The organism is Paenibacillus kyungheensis (assembly GCF_028606985.1).
In the GTDB taxonomy this organism is placed as follows: Bacteria; Bacillota; Bacilli; order Paenibacillales; family Paenibacillaceae; genus Saccharibacillus; species Saccharibacillus kyungheensis.
The window spans coordinates 1445021-1463400 of the sequence record NZ_CP117416.1 but is presented as its reverse complement, the minus strand read 5'-3'; the positions used below and the strand labels follow the sequence as shown (position 1 = coordinate 1463400).

General features: G+C 40.5%; 15 protein-coding genes. 11 read left to right on the top strand and 4 right to left on the bottom strand.

Features of this window, described 5'->3' with window-relative positions; translation table 11 throughout:
• Positions 1-34: 34 nt before the first annotated feature.
• Positions 35-1918: a DNA helicase RecQ gene (recQ, locus tag PQ456_RS06340; protein ID WP_273615375.1), complete on the bottom strand. Its 1884-nt coding sequence runs from the start codon at positions 1916-1918 to the stop codon at positions 35-37.
• Positions 1919-2086: 168 nt separating this feature from the next.
• Here recQ and PQ456_RS06335 point away from each other — a divergent pair, with 168 nt between their 5' ends.
• The 5 genes from PQ456_RS06335 to PQ456_RS06315 all read left to right on the top strand — a co-directional run bounded on the left by PQ456_RS06335 (position 2087) and on the right by PQ456_RS06315 (position 7707).
• On the top strand, positions 2087-3754 hold the full coding sequence (locus PQ456_RS06335; protein WP_273615374.1) for an AraC family transcriptional regulator: 1668 nt from the start codon (positions 2087-2089) through the stop codon (positions 3752-3754).
• An 86-nt stretch (positions 3755-3840) separates the two neighbouring features.
• Positions 3841-4821, top strand: a complete 981-nt coding sequence (locus PQ456_RS06330; RefSeq protein WP_273616259.1) for an ABC transporter substrate-binding protein — start codon at positions 3841-3843, stop codon at positions 4819-4821.
• Between the two features lie 18 nt (positions 4822-4839).
• Entirely contained in the window at positions 4840-5847 is a 1008-nt protein-coding gene (locus PQ456_RS06325) for a FecCD family ABC transporter permease (protein WP_273615373.1), read from the top strand.
• Positions 5840-6865: a FecCD family ABC transporter permease gene (locus tag PQ456_RS06320; RefSeq protein ID WP_273615372.1), complete on the top strand. Its 1026-nt coding sequence runs from the start codon at positions 5840-5842 to the stop codon at positions 6863-6865. The genes PQ456_RS06325 and PQ456_RS06320 overlap by 8 nt, the downstream gene beginning before the upstream one ends.
• Positions 6866-6936: 71 nt before the next feature.
• Positions 6937-7707, top strand: a complete 771-nt coding sequence (locus PQ456_RS06315) for an alpha/beta hydrolase (RefSeq protein WP_273615371.1) — start codon at positions 6937-6939, stop codon at positions 7705-7707.
• A 152-nt stretch (positions 7708-7859) separates the two neighbouring features.
• Here the strand turns inward: PQ456_RS06315 and PQ456_RS06310 are convergent, their stop codons facing one another.
• Together PQ456_RS06310 and PQ456_RS06305 are read right to left on the bottom strand one after the other, a co-directional pair.
• Complete coding sequence (locus PQ456_RS06310) at positions 7860-8786, bottom strand: alpha/beta hydrolase (protein ID WP_273615370.1); 927 nt, start codon at positions 8784-8786, stop codon at positions 7860-7862.
• A 38-nt stretch (positions 8787-8824) separates the two neighbouring features.
• Positions 8825-9742, bottom strand: coding sequence for a LysR family transcriptional regulator (locus tag PQ456_RS06305; protein ID WP_273615369.1), 918 nt, complete (start codon positions 9740-9742; stop codon positions 8825-8827).
• A gap of 113 nt (positions 9743-9855) precedes the next feature.
• Here PQ456_RS06305 and PQ456_RS06300 point away from each other — a divergent pair, with 113 nt between their 5' ends.
• Positions 9856-11151, top strand: coding sequence for an APC family permease (locus PQ456_RS06300; RefSeq protein WP_273615368.1), 1296 nt, complete (start codon positions 9856-9858; stop codon positions 11149-11151).
• Between the two features lie 120 nt (positions 11152-11271).
• Here PQ456_RS06300 and PQ456_RS06295 read toward each other — a convergent pair whose 3' ends face one another.
• Complete coding sequence (locus PQ456_RS06295; RefSeq protein WP_273615367.1) at positions 11272-13254, bottom strand: fibronectin type III domain-containing protein; 1983 nt, start codon at positions 13252-13254, stop codon at positions 11272-11274.
• Positions 13255-13498: 244 nt separating this feature from the next.
• On the opposite strand from PQ456_RS06295, the gene PQ456_RS06290 reads away from it, so the two are divergent.
• The 5 genes from PQ456_RS06290 to PQ456_RS06270 all read left to right on the top strand — a co-directional run bounded on the left by PQ456_RS06290 (position 13499) and on the right by PQ456_RS06270 (position 18320).
• Positions 13499-14320 (top strand): hypothetical protein, encoded by an 822-nt coding sequence (locus tag PQ456_RS06290; protein WP_273615366.1) that lies wholly within the window; start codon positions 13499-13501, stop codon positions 14318-14320.
• A 200-nt stretch (positions 14321-14520) separates the two neighbouring features.
• Positions 14521-15264, top strand: a complete 744-nt coding sequence (locus PQ456_RS06285; RefSeq protein ID WP_273615365.1) for a response regulator transcription factor — start codon at positions 14521-14523, stop codon at positions 15262-15264.
• Complete coding sequence (locus PQ456_RS06280; protein WP_273615364.1) at positions 15264-16625, top strand: sensor histidine kinase; 1362 nt, start codon at positions 15264-15266, stop codon at positions 16623-16625. Before PQ456_RS06285 ends, PQ456_RS06280 begins: the two co-directional genes overlap by 1 nt.
• 37 nt (positions 16626-16662) lie before the next feature.
• Positions 16663-17691 (top strand): RluA family pseudouridine synthase, encoded by a 1029-nt coding sequence (locus PQ456_RS06275; protein ID WP_273615363.1) that lies wholly within the window; start codon positions 16663-16665, stop codon positions 17689-17691.
• A 113-nt stretch (positions 17692-17804) separates the two neighbouring features.
• Positions 17805-18320, top strand: a complete 516-nt coding sequence (locus PQ456_RS06270) for a hypothetical protein (RefSeq protein ID WP_273615362.1) — start codon at positions 17805-17807, stop codon at positions 18318-18320.
• Positions 18321-18380 lie beyond the last annotated feature (60 nt).

Here is an 18380-nt window from a genome sequence, read left to right as displayed (position 1 = left end):
CTTGATCGAAGTATCGGTTGTTGGTTGGTTTCTTTTAAAATTCTTCCATATCGTAACGTCCTTGATGCATATCCATACTTTCTTTCTGGAAAAAGGCTAAAAATGGTTCGCCATATTTGCGGAATTTCACTTCGCCGACCCCTTTGATCTCCAGCATTTCGCCTTCGCTTTGCGGTTCGACAACACTCATTTCACGCAATGTTGCATCATTGAAAATAATATAAGATGGTACACCTTCACGTGATGCCAGTTCACGACGAATCAGACGCAATTGCTCGAAGATTGTCTCGTTAACTGCTGAAGCATCGTTATTACGGCTAGTGCTACGACTACGGCTAGAACCTGAACTACTTGAAGCTGAAGTCGCTATTGGACGTGGTGCACGTTGCATGACTTTACGCTGTCCTTTGAGCACTTCGGCTGCGATCGGTTGCAATTTTACCACCGGATATTGTCCTTCGGTTAGCAACAGATATCCTTCGGCTGCCAGTACATTGATCCGCTCAGAGATTTCTTTTTCTGATAAATGAGACATTAATCCATGAGTAGGCAATTGATCGAACTGATATTGCAGTACTTTTTTGTTACGTGAACCTTTGAGTACTTGCGCTACCACCGAGACACCGAATCGTTCACGTAGACGATGAATACAGGAGAAGATTTTCTGCGCATCGATCGTCATATCGACTAACTCGCGAGCATCCCGGCAAGAGCTACATTGTCCGCAGGGTTCACCGGAATGTTCTTCATGAAAATAATCAAGCATCGCATTACGTAGACATTTGGTTGTATAACAGTAATCGACCATCTGTTGCATTTTGCGATAATCGTTATGTTTGCGATCACCTTCATGCATATTTTGTTCCAGTAAAAATTTCTGAGTCATAATATCTTGCGGGCTAAATAATAGGATACATTCACTAGGATCACCATCACGACCTGCACGACCTGCTTCTTGAATATAAGCTTCCATATTTTTAGGCATATTATAATGAATAACATACCGAACGTTAGACTTGTCGATACCCATTCCAAATGCATTCGTAGCCACAATTACGCGAATATCATCATAAATAAAAGCTTCCTGACTCTGATCCCGTTCATCATCACTCATTCCGGCATGATAACGTCCAGCCGCTACCCCACTACTAAGCAGACGACTATACAGATCATCTACATCTTTACGGGTAGCCGCATAAATAATACCGGATTCATTGTCATGAGACTTGGCATAATCGATCACAAAGTCACGTCTCTGCGTACCACGCATGACCGCCATCGCTAGATTATCCCGACCCAATCCTGTAATAAATACCTGCGGATCATCTAATTTTAAAAGACGCAAAATATCGTCACGCACTTCCGGTGTTGCAGTTGCTGTAAAAGCGGCAACGATTGGACGCTGTGGCAATTGATTTACAAATGGTGAAATCTCAAGATAACTGGTACGGAAATCATGACCCCACTGCGATACACAGTGTGCTTCATCGACAGCGATACACGTAATATTCACACCGTTCATTTCTTCGCGGAACCAATCCAGTTCTAAGCGCTCGGGTGCAACATATAATAACTTCAGGTCGCCACGACGTGAAGCTCGAATCCGTTCATTCACTTCTTTACCTGTTAACGTGCTATTAATATAAGCCGCTGGAATCCCTGCCGCTGTAAGTGCATCGACCTGATCTTTCATCAGTGAGATCAGCGGTGAAATAACTAGCGTCACTCCGTCATTAACCATCGCTGGAATCTGATAACAGATCGACTTACCGCCACCTGTAGGCATAATTCCGAGCGTATCCTGACGTTGTAATAGACTATTTACAATCTTCCGTTGACCTTCTCTAAAATCTTCATATCCAAAATACTTCTGTAACAAAGTCTGTGCTTCCTGCATCACAGGCGCTTGCACGCTCATTGCCAAAACTCCTTATCCTGATTCTGTAGTGATCGTGTTGCTGTCTTCTGCTTCAAATCTATACTCCTATTTTAACAGAGAACGAACGATAATTCTCAGCAACTTATCAATTCTGATATAATATATGTGATAATGATTATCATTTTCATATGTAAAGGAGAATCAATATTGAACTTTCCACAGATGGCACCGATAACTACCCAAGCAACTGTTCAAGCACATCCTTATGTATTACAGCTGCATCATGCAGATATTCAACATATACAACCTCAGACTTCATTGTCATTAACACAGATTATGGCGACTCATATGACTATTCTTGTACTGATCGAAGGCGAATGTATATTAAAGCGTGAAAATGATCCCTACCCTATGAGAACAGATACAGTCTATCTATGTCACTCCGGTAGTACATTTGCTTTGTCTTCCGAACATATGGATACACAGGTAGCAATGCTTCATCTGGAATTATATCTGCCACATCCAGACGATCCTAGACAATTGCAGTCTGCTACCGATTCTCAACACTTATATTTTCCGACTGAAGCTACACTTCCGTATGCCAGTGCAAAGTGTCAGCAGATTTGCTCTGCTTTTCGTTCGACTCATGTGTTACATCGCTGGCGTGCTCAGATTGATGCTATTGAATTGTTGTTTGAAGTGGCTACTGCCAAAGAAAAATGTACGTTCCAGCAAGAAGATGGTCTGGTGCGTGCTCGAAATTATATTGCTGATCATCCTCAGCAAGCACATACGCTAGAACAATTAAGTCAGATTGCTGGACTTAGTGCCAAGCATTTCTCTGATGTATTTAAAAAAACCTATGGTCAAAGCCCTCATGAATATATGACTGAAATTCGTCTTACGCAGGCCAAACAGTTGATGCTTCGTTCAGGCTACAAACTCAAAGATATCGCACATGAAGTCGGTTATCGGGATGAATTTTATTTTAGTCGTGTATTCAAAAAAGAAACAGGTATATCACCTTCGACATATATACACAAACGCAAGCAAAAAGTAGCCGCTTATGCTAGTGTGTCTACACTTGGTTATCTGCTACCGCTTGATATTGTACCTTATGCTGCTCCACTACATCCCAAATGGTCAGGATATTATCTAGAACGTTACGGTGCAGATATTCCTTATCATTTGGAATATGGAAATTCATATCAGCAGACTCATACCGCTATACGACAGCTAGAAGAACTCAAGCCTGATTGGATCGTATGTTCACACGATATTCAAGCCGAAGAATATACACAGTTAAGTCAATCTGCTCAAATGATTACATTGCCAGCTCCACAACGTGGTTCATGGCGAACAGGCTTATATCAACTGGCAGAACAACTTCAGATGAATGAAGAAGCCAAGCAATGGATTAATACATTTGATCAACATACTGCACGTGTTAGAACGTTACTTACCCGTTCAGATGGTTCCAGACCTACTGTATTATTTGTGCGTATGCTTCATGATCAGTTATACAGCCTCGGTTCAGCCGGATTATTAGATTACGTCTATAACGAACTGGGAATACAGCGACCTCACGATACACCGGCTGACGATAATGAAGAGGATATAGTGACATGGGATCAATTACAAGCAAGTGATGTAGAACATATTGGTATCTTAATTCGTCAAGATTCAGAGACATTAGAACACTGGCATCGATTACGTCAATCTTCTCGCTGGCTTGATCTTCCAGTAATCCGTCAACAACAATTGCATATTCTAAGTTCAAGTCCATGGCGCGAATACTCTCCTACTGCTTTGACCAGAGTACGTGAAGAGCTAATACACTATTTATCCGCCAAAAGTCCATGTGCTATCCGTTGATTGTCTATGGCAAAGCACAAATATAACCTCTATGATAGCTATTGAGAATCTTTCTCACTGATATTGAGGGGAGTTATATAATGATTATGAAAAAAACAATTACGTCTATATGTATGATTGCCACATTTGTAATATTGGCTGCATGTGGTAAGCCTATAGCGACAGAAGGAACTAGCTCTTCAGCAACTACACCTGTAGCTTCGACGGATTCAGCTTCTACAGCTACGCGAACGATTACGTATCTGGACAAGTCTTATACGATTCCAGCCAAAGCCGAACGAATCGTGATTACAGGTTCTTTGGAAGCAATGGAGGATTCTATTTTACTTGATATTCATCCTGTTGGCGCAATCTCTGTCTCCGGTAAATTCCCTCCTTTGTTCGCTTCGATCACTGATCAAGCAGAATCAATAGGGGAAAAAATCGATCCTAACTTTGAAAAGATTTTGTCTCTCAAACCGGATGTTATTCTCGGCACAACCAAGTTCGATCCGGCTATACTGGAAAAATTACAACAGATTGCCCCCACTATTCCTTATTCGCATGTTGCTACAAACTGGGAAGAAAATTTGACCCTGTTAGGTGAAATTAGTGGCAAGCAAAAACAAGCAGCACAAGAAATCACTGCTTACAAAGCTAATTTAGAAAAAGCGAAAACGACTTTACAAAGTACATTAAAAGATAAACAAGTATTGCTAGTTCGTATGCGTGAAGGAGCTGTCTGTCTATACGGGCCTGACTTATACTTTAATCCTGTATTATACAGCGATCTGGGGTTAGCTATTCCAGCAGAAGTTGCCGCTGCTAAATCACAAGAAGCGATCTCAATTGAACAATTTGCTCAAATGAATCCAGATGTGTTATTTATCCAGTTTTCAGAAGACGAGAATCCAGATGCTACAGGCGCTCTGGAAGATCTGCAAAAAAATCCGATTTTCCAAAGTATTCAAGCTGTCAAAGATGGCAACGTCTTTGTCAATGTAGTTGATCCTCTCGCTCAAGGTGGAACAGCGTATAGTAAAATTCAATTTCTTCAAGCTTTTGTTGATACGTTACAATCCAAATAAGAAGGTAATGAATCTAATATGTACAACATTTATAGACTACCGGCAGTGATCTTTTGGACTGCGCCGGTAGTCATTATTTTCATCATTGTGATATCTGTTCTATATGGAGCCAAAAACATCTCATCTCTTGATGTCTGGAACGCTATCTTTCATTTTGATGCTGGTAATGTCGATCATCAGATTATACGTCATTCAAGGTTACCGCGCGCGATCGGTGCTTTGTTGATCGGGGCTTTTCTTGCGATGTCTGGCGCAGTCATGCAAGGGATTACTCGTAACGATCTAGCTTCCCCTTCACTACTTGGTGTATTGGATGGTTCTGTATTTGCGATTACATTATGTATGATCTTTGCACCGTCTATACATGGAAGCAGTCTGATTGTGGTATCTATGTTAGGTTCGGCTTTTGGCATGTTATTGGTATTTGGAATGTCTTATCTGATTCCAGGAGCACAGTCACCGATTGTTCTAGCTATTCTAGACACATTAACCGGTATGTTTTTGAATGGATTAGCTGATGCGATTGCGATGTATTTTCATGTATCACAGCGGATTAGTTATTGGTATAACGCTCGCTTATATCAGATTGATCCTGAATTGATTCAATTATCGCTTCCGTTTGCTATTGTCGGCTTTGTGATTATGTTGATTATCGCTCGCTCTATTTCTGCGTTATCTCTAGGCGAAGAAATATCTACAGGTCTAGGTCAACGGGTCAAACTTATCAAATTGGCAGCTTTTATAGCAGTTGCTTTGTTATCCGGTATTTCTGTGGCTCTAGCGGGAAAAATTGCTTTTATCGGCTTGATTGTTCCTCATATTGCCAAAATGATCGGCGGAACCGATTATCGCCGTATTATTCCGTTATCCGGTGTACTTGGAGGGATGTTTTTAGCTTGTTGCGATATTTTATCTCGGTTTGTAAATTATCCATTTGAGACTCCTATCGGTGTAATTACTGCTTTATTCGGTGTTCCTTTTTTCCTTTACCTGATTCGTTGTAAAGGAGGCTCACGACATGGATAAAGACTCTCAAGCACGCTATATATCGATCATGAGTATTGGAATAGTGTTGATTTTGCTTATAGTGGGGATCGGTCTTACGTATGGTGAACTCAGACTGTCATGGATCGAGATGATGTCTACACTGCTTCATAGATCGAGTGATGCTTCTCATTATATTGTCATTTTTCAATTTCGCTTGCCTCGTATTGTATTGGGTCTAGTGATAGGAGCAACCCTCGGGATTGCAGGAACTGTCGTACAAAGTCTCACTCGCAACCCATTAGCTGATCCGGGGATTCTAGGGATTAATGCAGGCGCAGGTATGTTTATTGTGCTGTTTATGTTTTTGATTCGTGATCAGATCGATATGACAGGAAATATAGCGATTATGATGATGCCTTTATTCGGCATAGTGGGCGGTTTGTTAGCTGCTTTACTGATTTTTCTACTAGCCAAAGATCAACACGGGCTTAATCCACAACGATTGATTCTGGTAGGGATCGCTATCACTACAGGATTCTCGGCAGTTACGTTATATGCATCGCTCAAAATGAATCCGCAAGATTTTGAAAAAGCATCAGCCTGGTTATCTGGAAACTTTAATTCAGCGAACTGGCTATTTGTTTTATCGATGCTTCCATGGATAGTAGTATTGCTTCCGTGGTTGCTTTGTCAGACACGACTGCTAGATGTTATGCGCTTAGGTGATCATACGCTGCTTAGTCTAGGAATACCTTTGCGCCAAAAGCGTAGTCAATTGATGTTTATTAGTGTAGGGCTTGTAGCGGCTGGTGTGGCTGTATCCGGTAGTATTGGCTTTGTAGGATTAATAGCTCCTCATATGGCGACCCGGCTTGTTGGACTTGCTCATCGGCGTGCTCTTCCACTTAGCGGTGTAATCGGTGCTTTACTGGTGCTTATTGCTGACTTTATCGGACGAACTTTATTTTCGCCAGCTCAATTGCCTGTAGGGATCGTTCTTTCGATTATAGGAGCACCTTATTTTGTATGGTTATTAAGTAGACGTCGCCAAGCATAATGATCGTCTCGCACAGATAAGATGATATAAAATCAGCTACCAAAAAGTCTGTAGTTGAAAGGAGATACTTGATGAAACGGACAGATCAATTGGATATATTAGGACGCAAATTAACGGTATACTTACCGCCTTCTTACCACCTTTCAGAATGTGATTATCCTGTAATCTATGTACAAGATGGAGGTCAATTAATAACTCACTGTCAAAATTATATCGAACGATTATTTCGAGAACAGTTGCTACATGAAGTGATTCTAGTAGGCGTACATACCGATCGGCGTACTTATGATTATACCCCCTGGCCAGCTCTGGCTTTGAATCCTCAATTTCCTGCTTTTGGTGGACAAGCCCACTCTTATATTGATGAATTAGCCGATCAGGTAAAGCCTCATATTGATCAACGTTATCGGACACTGACAGACGCTATTTCTACAGGGATAGTCGGTGGTTCTTTGGGCGGGTTGGTTAGCATGTTTGCTGCGTACTGGCGACCGGATATATTTGGCTGTGTGGGTATGCTTTCTCCTTCTTGCTGGTATGAAGGAGTGATGAATTATATCGAAGAACATTCGGCTCCTTCCGCTGATCTCAAGCTATATGTGTCGATAGGCAATTGTGAAGGATTATACAAACAGAACAGTCAACAGCATATGTTCCAAAATGTACTATCTGCATGTGAATTGTGGCAAGCAAAAGGCTTTCCTGCACACCAGCTTCTGCTTGAGATTGAAGATGGCGGTACTCATGATCTGATGTTTATGACGCAATATTTTATCAAATCATTACAATTTCTTTTTGGTGCTTCTGATACAGCCTATTCTGGCACAATGTCTTGCAGTTAATGGTCTTCTCATACAGCTCATACTTGCTAAAAGATTATGACTCAGACAACACAAAGCAGACCTTTTACCATTACAGTAGAAGGTCTGCTTTGTTTACTTTTTCAATATAATTATCTATGCGATATTGAATAACAGCTTTGAAGATCTATCGGTTAACGATAAATCATTGTTGCTACATCATGTAACGATTGTCTGGCTGCGATACTGATGCCTGCCAGTTGGAAAAAGCCATGATTCACACCTAGATAACGACGACAATGCACATCTACATCAGCTAGTAATAATTTGCGATACAAAGCTTCATTTTCGAATAATAACGGATCAAATTCAGCGGTTAACATATACGTTTCTGGAAGCCCTGTAAGATTCTCTGCATATAACGGGCTGACTTCTGGATGATTTAACGGTAAATCACCAAAATAAGCTTCATATCCACTGATCAATACATCTCTAGTTACAATATAATCGTTGCCATACTGTGCATATGTTGTACTTGTACCGCTGGCATCAAGCATCGGATAAATAAGAATCTGACGCTGTGGCAACCAGTCGCCTTGCTCTTTCAACCGCAGACATGTCACCAGCGCCAGATGTCCTCCTGCACTATCTCCTGCAATCGTTATTCGGTTACGATCTCCACCCCATGCAGTCACATGCTCACGAACAATCTGTACAGCGCGTACAGCATCATCGTGTGCAGTTGGATATGTATACTCTGGTGCTAATCGGTATTGCACAGCAATAACCAGAGCTTTACCTTCATAAGCCAACTGACGCATCTGTTGATCATGAGTCTCCAAGTCTCCACTGACAAAACATCCCCCATGATAATAGATCAATACAGGCAAGTCCCTCTGATCTACCGGTTGGTAAAGGCGTAATGTAATATCATCAATATTCACATCTTGAATAGAATAAAGCTCTACTTTGTCTCCTGCCAATGGAACTGTGCTCAAATATCCTGCACGACGTTCTTCGATACTTTGATGAAGTACAGACGGACGACCAGCTTCTACAAACTGTTCTACCAGTTGACGTATTCCTTTTTCCAAATGATCTAAATGTTCTACTTTATGCATTGTATATGTTCTCTCCTGTCATTCGATATAATCTATATTTACACAGTATTGATCAAAGGAGCATCTTGCCATTCTGTAGCATGGCGATGCACGATTTTTAGAAAAGCATCCAAAGCAGGTGATTGCCATTTTTTTAAATGATAACTCAGTTGTGTATACACTTGTTGTTCACGATCATCCCAATCTAATCGTGCTAATTTGTGTTCTTGCAGTTCACGTTCCACTGCTACAAGCGGTAAAAAAGAAATGCCCAATCCTGCCATCACACATTGCTTGATTGCTTCTATACTCCAAAATTCCAGACTGGGATCAGGGAAAATGCCATGACTATTTAGATATTGTTCAAATAGTGTGCGATACGTACAACCCGATTCAGTATGCAAAATCGTTTCGGTACGCAAATCTTCTGGAACAATATGAGCTCGACCGACTAATGGATGATCAATAGGTGCGATCATCGCCATCTTTTCATACACAAGTGTCTCCATATGCAGTTCACGATCTTCCAGTTCAGGTTGTAACAGAAACGCTATATCCAGCGCTCCACTACGAATCATTTCTAACAGTTCTGAACATGCACCCGGTTTGAGAATGATTTTGACAGCGGGATGATGTTTGCGATATTCACGAATAATATTAGGTAACCGAAAAGCAGCTAGTGATTCTGGAGCCCCTATAGTTAATGTACCCGACATTTCTGCATCCGAACGAATCGCATCTTTGGCTAATGCATGCATTTTGGATATTTCTTGTGCATACGGAAGTAAACGGCGCCCTGCATCAGTAAGCAAAATCTTTTTGTTCATTCGATCAAACAACGGTGTACCCAACTCTGCTTCAAGCGCTTGAATCTGTGCGGTAATGCTAGATTGCGCATAATCTAAACGCTGAGCTGCACGTGTAAAGCTTCCCACTTCTACTACGACTAGAAACGTAAATAAATGCCTGGATTCCATATTTATCTCTCCCATCGGTTTTTTAGATGGATTGCATTTGAAATTTCCGTTTTTCCGATAACACTATTATCTGCTACGCTGTAGCAAATGACAAGGAAAGCAGGGAAATTAAAATGAACACTTCACATTCATCTCATCTAAAACGGACGATCGGTTTACCGCAAGCTGTCGCTCTCTATATTGGAGCTGTTCTAGGATCAGGTGTATTACTTGTTCCCGGACTGGCGGCTCAAATGGCAGGCCCTGCTTCACTGATTGCATGGGGATTTATGACGTTGTTAATTTTGCCAATGGCTTTGTCGATGGGATTATTATCTGCCAAGTTCCCGAATGCTGGCGGAGTCTCTCATTTTGTGAGTATGGCTTTTGGGCCGCGTGCAGGTGCATTGGTCGGTTGGTTTTTCTTATTATCTGTTCCGATCGGTGCACCTGTAGCCGCTCTTACCGGTGCAGGTTATATGACAGCTGCGATGGGCTGGGATGAATCGGTTCGAATCGGGATAGCGATCTTAATGTTACTGGTTGGATTAATCACCAATTGGTTCGGGATGCAAGTGGCTGGCAAAATCCAAATTGCAGTCGTTATTTCTATTGTAGCTGTGCTTACATTTGCGATTATCGCTGCTGTGCCTGAGATTCAAGCCGTTCATTTCACTCCATTTATGCCCCATGGTTGGACAAGTATCGGACAAGCGGCTGCGATATTGTTCTGGTGCTTTATTGGCTGGGAAGCCGTATCTCATATGTCCGAAGAATTCAAAGATCCACGTAAAGCAGCCATTCGTGGTGTTGTGATTGCTGCAATTATAGTAGGTATTTTGTATTTTCTAACTGCACTGGCGACTGTAGGTACACAAAGTTATCTGATAGGTGGATCAGATGCTTCACTCGTGTGGATAATCAGTCGACTGCTTGGTTCATGGGGTGCTGTATTGGCTGGGGTTACCGGTATCTTTATCTGTACAGCTACTATTATTGCGTATGTGGGTGCTTCTTCTCGTGTTGCTTTTGCATTGTCCAGACAACAATATGCTCCTAAATGGATGAGTCTATTATCTGCTAGATACAGTACACCTGTAGGCGGTATTCTTTTTCTAAGTGTATGCTTCGGGTTGATTACTGGTTTGTACGCAAGTCATATCATTTCGTTAACCACTTTAATTCAATTGCCTAATGCGACTTTTATTTTGACCTATCTTGGTGGATGTGCCGCAGGGATTCGCTTATTACGTGAAAGTCGCTTTGGATGGATCATCAGCTGGATTTCTTTTGTAGCTACTGCTATTATTTTTCCATTTACAGGCTGGGCTATTTTGTATCCGGTAGCGATCACTATAGTATTCGGAGTCACTCTTCTTATTCAGTCCAGATATCGAGTGAACAAAATACCACTTTGGGATCAAAAGTGAAAATAATTGATACGATAACAAAAGCTGTTCTGTAAGCATCTCGCCTACAAAACAGCTTTTTGTTTGACAACTATCTTACTCTAGCAAAAATTCACCTCATGATTATGCCCATTGCTGTATCTAATGAATACTATACGTATCTGTACTTACTGTTGGATCTGTAATATCACTATACGTATCAGTTAGCACCGTACTATGAGGGTTGGCACTATAAAACAATAATAATTCTTGAAATGTCACCCATGTGGTGGTCGTCTCCGTCAATATCATAATGCCTTCATATTTGCCTGCTGGCACAGGAATAGGTGCTAATACGCCGCCAAAAGGATTAAAGTATGCTTGAATTTTGCCATCATATAATAGATTCCAATCATTGCCCTGTAGACCATAGATAGTGAATGCCTGCTTACCCGGAACATTCAACATACTGACTAATTGAATCGCATCTAATGCAACAGGCTTGGGAAAATGATAATTAATCGTTCCACTCTTATGATTGCCTGTATTCGGTATCCAATAGGTAGATAGATCGCCATCAATCGTATATTCTGGTCGTTGGTTATCGTAATAACCGACACTGGTTACCGTAGTTCCTTTGGGAACAGGATCACCGGTCGCATAACTCATCGGTGTAGCATGTACAATATTGGAATAGTTTTGATTTTGCCCGTTAACGACAGCATTAACAACAAAGTAATACGGAACACTGTTATTATCTAACCCTGATACTGTGTAATTCTGGTACGTATCTGCATTCACAGTAATCGTCTGTCCTAGCAAAATATCTGGATATTGCTTCATATAAGTGATGCGATATTGATCAGCTGCTGGAACTGTATCCCATGTTAAATGTACTTGTCCATTTTGCGGTGTAGCCTGTAGACCGGTTATATAAGAAAGATCGCTTTTATATAATAGTTCATTTACTACGACTGGAGCGGCTGTAGAGCTAATTTCTATTTTGAGTAGTTGGTACCAATCTGGCTCAATAGGGATACTGTCGATCGCTATCGGAGAAGTAGAACCTTGTACATGTACTGTTTTTTGCCCGATCAACGTATTGCTGTGTTCCCCTTCTTCATATATTTTATACGTAATATCACTTTCTACTGGCGCTGTTATCACAAATTGCAGTTCATTTATATATAATGGATATCCGACAAGATAGCTTAGTGTTGCATTTTTACTGTTGTTTTGAGTTTTCCATGTGGATGCTATATCTCTATCCATTGTATTTTCTACAGGGTTACGATAAAACTCACTACTTGCGCTTTTACCTGTATTGACCGGGAAATTATATCCGGGTACTGGCATGCTTAATACTTCTGTAGCGTAATTCGTCCGTACTCCATTGCGCACTCCGGCTACCGTAAAATAATAAGCTGTGCCTGTTGTCAGATTAGGAATCTGTACATCTGTATACGTATCTGCTGATACAGTGATTGTCTCTGTATAATGCCCTGAAGTCGTACCATAACGTATTTGATAATGATCTACATTGGCAAGTGGTTGCCATTGAAGCGATACTTCTTCATTGTTATTGGTCGCTTTGAGCTGTGTTGGAGCAATGCTAGTCGTTGTAGGAACTAGATTCACTTCACTCATTAGCAACCAATTACGCGTAGAACTCACTGAAATATCAATTCCTTCATACCAGCCTATTTGTACAGCTATTGGTGTAAGAGCTTGATATTCACTGGCAGTCACATGAAATGTACGTGTTGCAATCGTGCGCCAGTATCCATTTTGCAGACCGCGAATTGTATATGTCTCATACCGATCTCCCGTGCCTCCTGTAGAGACTTGTACACCTTTCAGATTCACAGCTTCTGGAAAGTTCATTTGAATACGTCCTGTATTACTAGATACTTTCCATATACTATACCAATCACCATCTCCGATATTTTGCGGTACAAATGTTGGATCATACGTAGTCGAAGTATATGTTGTACCTACAGGTATACGACTCCCGACCATCCCTTCACTTCCATCTGTTACCGCCGAAGCCGCTTCGATCATCTTCGCCTGTGGGATAAAAACAACCAGCATACTAAAGATACACAAATACAGCCACCCTTTACCTAATTGAGATTGGCTTTTCATAATTGACCCCCTTTTATCATTTCATACAAGTAGAAATGCTGTTATCAACGGGTTATGTATATTATTGGATGCTTAATTAATAGCATAATATGGATTTAATGTATATTTTTATTTTATTATATGATTTGAATGATGTAGAACTCTTATACTTTTATTATTTCATACACTTTTCACACATCTATTCCATTATTCTCACATAACCTCTTGATAAGATGAATTTACATTCTAAGAAGAGGTGATTCCAATGAAAAAATGGACAAAAAATGCGGCAGTATTATTAACAACAATCAGTGTATTAGGAGGAGCAACAAGCGCTTTTGCAGCTACACCGACAACAGCTACTCCAACCACGCAAAAAACGACTACACCTGTAACAGCAACGCATAAAACAACAGCTACTCCAGCTAAAAAAGTAACAATGCCAGCAAAATTGACTGCAAAAACAGCAAAAACGGTTACAGCTAAACACAGAGCAACCAAAGCGAAACATAAAGCTACTAAAGCCGCTCATAAAGTAAAACACAAAGCTACCAAAGCAAAACATAGAGCTACCAAAGCCGCTCATAAAAAAGCAACAACTCACAAAACAGCAGGTACTACACATAAAGTCGTTACTACAACTCCAAAACACAAAGCAGCTCGTCATGTCGCTAAATCAGTAGCTACCAAACACCATGCTAAAAAAACGACTCACAAAAAAGCGACTGCTCATAAAAAAGCAGCTACTACACACAAAGTAGTGACTAAAGCTCCAAAACACAAAGCAGCTCGTCATGTGAGTAAACCAGTCGTTGCCAAACACAACACTAAAAAAGCTACTGCTACAAAAGCTACAGCCCACAAAAAAGCAGCTACTACACACAAAGTAGTAACTAAAGCTCCAAAACACAAAGCAGCTCGTCATGTGAGTAAACCAGTCGTTGCTAAACACAATGCTAAAAAAGTTACTTACAAAAAAGTAGCTCATAAAAAAGCAGTTGCTCACAAAGCAACAACGAAAACAACTGCTACAAAAGCACCTGTAACTAAAGCAACAACACCTGCAAAAACAACAACACACAAATAAAAGGATCGCTTAGATACATCAAGTTCCTTTTAGCTACAAACGTAAGCTTGCTAAGTTATGACTAAAACTCACTCTTAAAGACGGGACTGCCTAGCAGGTTCCTGTCTTTTTGCTTTAGGCAAACTTTGATATTGGTGACCCTGCTCTGCTACATTAAGATTAGAACGTTTATATCTCTGGAAAGATAAGGAGTTACCGCTATGACCAAACTATTTGTAGTTGATGATGATCCGTCTATTTTGCAATTAATTTCTGAGTATTTACGCAAAGAACAGTATGAAGTATTTTCCTTTGCTCATGGACAACAACTGGTTGAACAGGTACAACATGAACATCCGGATTGTTTGATTTTGGATATTATGATGCCTGGTATTGATGGGCTTACTTTATTAACCGAACTTCGTACATTTACAGGTATTCCTATTATTATGATCTCGGCGAGGGGCGAAGAAGTGGATCGGATCAACGGTTTGGAATTAGGTTGTAATGACTTTTTGAGTAAACCTTTCAATCCTCGTGAATTGGTTGCACGTGTAAAAGCAATGCTTCGCTTAATTGACACTGGTAAGCGTGCAAGCAACCCGATTAGCGTGTCTGCTGTTACAGATACGGCTACACCATCTGTACCTGAAGCTTCTACCTCTTATGTTTATGCAGGTAATTTATCGATTTCGGAAGAATTTCGGCAAGTGCTTATTCAGAATAACGAATTGTATTTTACTTCACGCGAATTTGAATTGTTGTTATTTTTGGCGACCCATTTACAGCGTCCATTCAGTAGAGAACAATTGATTCAGCAAGTATGGAATTATGATTTTTTCGGAGAATTACGAGTTGTAGATGATCTGGTCAAACGGATTCGCAAAAAATTAGTCCAGTATCAATCGACACTGACGATAGACACGGTATGGGGATTCGGCTACAAAGCCGCTATACATGAATAATGAAAACGATTCGTGGCAAAATGTTGCTGTCACTTTGTGTAGGTATGCTGATGACGGTAGCGATTACCGTCTTTTTCTTTGTACAATTAATGGATGATATTTTACTCAATCAAGTCAAACAACAATTATCTGCTCAGACGATCAAAGCAGCCCACATTTTGAAAGACCAAGATATTGATGGACTGGATAGTACAGACTTCCGCTTTTTTATTAAAGATATTTTGTTTTATGCTGATTATTTTGTACTTGATAAAAACAATAAAATTATCACTTCCAGCAATACGCAAAACAATGGTAAAATCCTCAAAAACTTTTCCAGTAATCATCAAGGATATATGCAGTTAAACGGCAGTAAAGTGTTATACAGTGAAGCTCAACTCAATCATCAACCATTTCGCGTGATTCTGTACTCTCCTTTATCATCAGTACGTGCCCTATATATTCCTTTGTTACGAACGACTTTATTATCTATCGGCGCTAGCTTTATCGTTATTTTATTTATTGCTTTATTTGCTGTCTGGCGCATGGTACAACCGCTCAATCGGTTAAAAGAAGCAGTCAGTCGGTATGAACCTCATTTACAACCTAATGAACATTTTTTACAAGCAGATCATACCGAAATAGGGGAATTGATCAGTACGTTTCAATTGATGGCCAACCGATTACAGCGACAACATCAATACCAGATTGAATTTTTGCAAAATGTATCCCATGAACTGAAAACACCACTGATGTCGATTCAAGGATATGTCTTTGCGATTCAAGATCAGGTCGTCACAACCGATCAAGGATTAGAGATTATTACTACTCAATCGAAGCGCTTGATTCATATGGTCGAGAAATTACTGCAATTATCGAGACTTGAAAGTGTAGATGAAGTCTGGCAACAAACCACGATTGATCTCAAAACGATGGCAGAAGAAGCTATTCATTTACTACAGCCAGCAGCGCAAGAGCGCAATATTCAATTACAAGTCATCGGCCCTTCACTGATTATCGCGATTGCGGCTGAACAAGTTTTTCAAATTTTACTGAATCTGCTTCAAAATGCTGTTCGTCATACTGCAACACAGGTACAGTTGATCATCGAACCGACTTCAGATCAGCAATCATGGTGTATTCATATCGACGATGATGGAGAAGGATTATCTGAGGAAGAACGACAGCAGATTTTTCAACGCTTTTATACAGGTAAAAGTGGAGTTACCGGGCTAGGGCTTGCGATCTGTCAACAAATTGCATCTCATTTGCAAGCAGAGCTTCTATGTACTTCTTCCCCGCTTGGAGGGGCTAGATTTACCTTAATCCTACCCAAAACGACAGAATTAACAAATACGGGTGCAAGATCACTATCTCCATGATATAGTGAAGGGGTTAATTACAGGAGGCTTACAGCTTATGCAAAAGAAAAATTCCCGTTCTCATTCATCTTCAAATCGTTCCAAAACAACGAAATCAGGTCATAAAGGTAAACCGACCGCCCACTCATCCAAAGCGAAAAGCAGCTCATCTCGCAATGGTTCCTATCGTGGCAAACCACTTCCACCTACGGTCTATACAGTGAAGGAAGCGACAGAACTTCTTCCTTTTTTACTGGATAATCTTACACATATCAGCCGTAATTCGGTGAAATCGATATTGGCGCGTGGTCAGGTCATTATTAATGAAAAAACCGTTACAGCGTACAATCATATGCTTCGTCCCGGTCAAGAAGTAATGGTTCACAAAGAACCACGGGTTGCTGCACCTGCGATGGTCGGTCTATCGATTATGTTTGAAGATGAGCATTTGATTGTGATTCACAAAGATGCTGGACTACTTTCTATCGCATCGGATAAAGAAAAAGATGTCACAGCTTATCGTCAGCTTACCGAGCATGTACGTGCGACTGATCCGGAACAACGAATCTTCGTAGTTCATCGGTTAGATCGAGATACATCCGGTGTAATGATGTTCGCCAAATCTCATGAAGTTCAACAACAATTGCAAAATACATGGCGTGAAAGTGTAGAAGAACGTACCTATGTAGCACTTGTTGAAGGCGAAGTGAAAAAGCCTGAAGGAACCATTTCTTCATGGCTGAAAGAAAGCAAAACACTTAAAATGTTCTCCAATTCACATGATAATGGTGGACAACATGCTATTACTCATTTCAAACGATTACAAAAAACACGCGAATATTCCTTATTAGAAGTTCGCTTAGAAACAGGACGCAAAAATCAGATTCGTGTTCATATGGAAGATCTAGGGCATCCTATCGTTGGCGATAAAAAGTACGGCGCTCGTGCTCAAGGTGTAGGTCGTCTTGGTCTACATGCACGTGTACTCTCTTTTATTCATCCTGTTACCGGTGAAACGATGCGCTTTGAAACGGATATTCCTAAAAGCTTCAAACATCCTTTTAAAGATGTGCCTGAATCCACATAAGTGATCATGTATGCTGTTAAGAAAACAGGTGCTGAACTGCACCTGTTTTTTGATGCTTATCTCTTTTTACGTATGTTATAATCACCACTACCCATTATTTATAGGAGGCAATTATGCTTAATTTTGAACAAAAGCTTGAACTGCTACAATCGTATCCACAACTACAACGTAAAGATGTTTCTTTAGGTCGTGTGAATTTCCATTATGAAGACAGTGCCTATGAGAAAAAAATTGTCGCTTTCCATATTCATCCGAACGGTAACGGTTATATTTATGCTGGATTATTGCATAACTATGAAACCGATGATAAAGGATTTGTAAATATCCGCGATTATTCGGAAGAACAGTTACGCACATTACTGGATGAGACGATCAAAGCGATGTCGTACAACCACAAAACGGTTGAGTTGAAAGAAAAAGAAGAAGCTAAAGCTTCTTTCAAATTAGCAACGACGACTTCTACAGGCGGTACATGGATCGATGAAGATGGACATATTCTAACGCTAAAATACGAAGATGAGATGTGGTGTGTCTATTCCGGTCTGAATTTAGATATGGCTTTTGAATCCCGCAGTGAAGCTGGCGACTATCTCAAAGACGAAGGATTCAAGCCACAGACTCAAGCTTGATTTTTATGGTAAAATTAATCGTTACATCAGTAATCATATAAAAAAAGGTCATCTACTCTC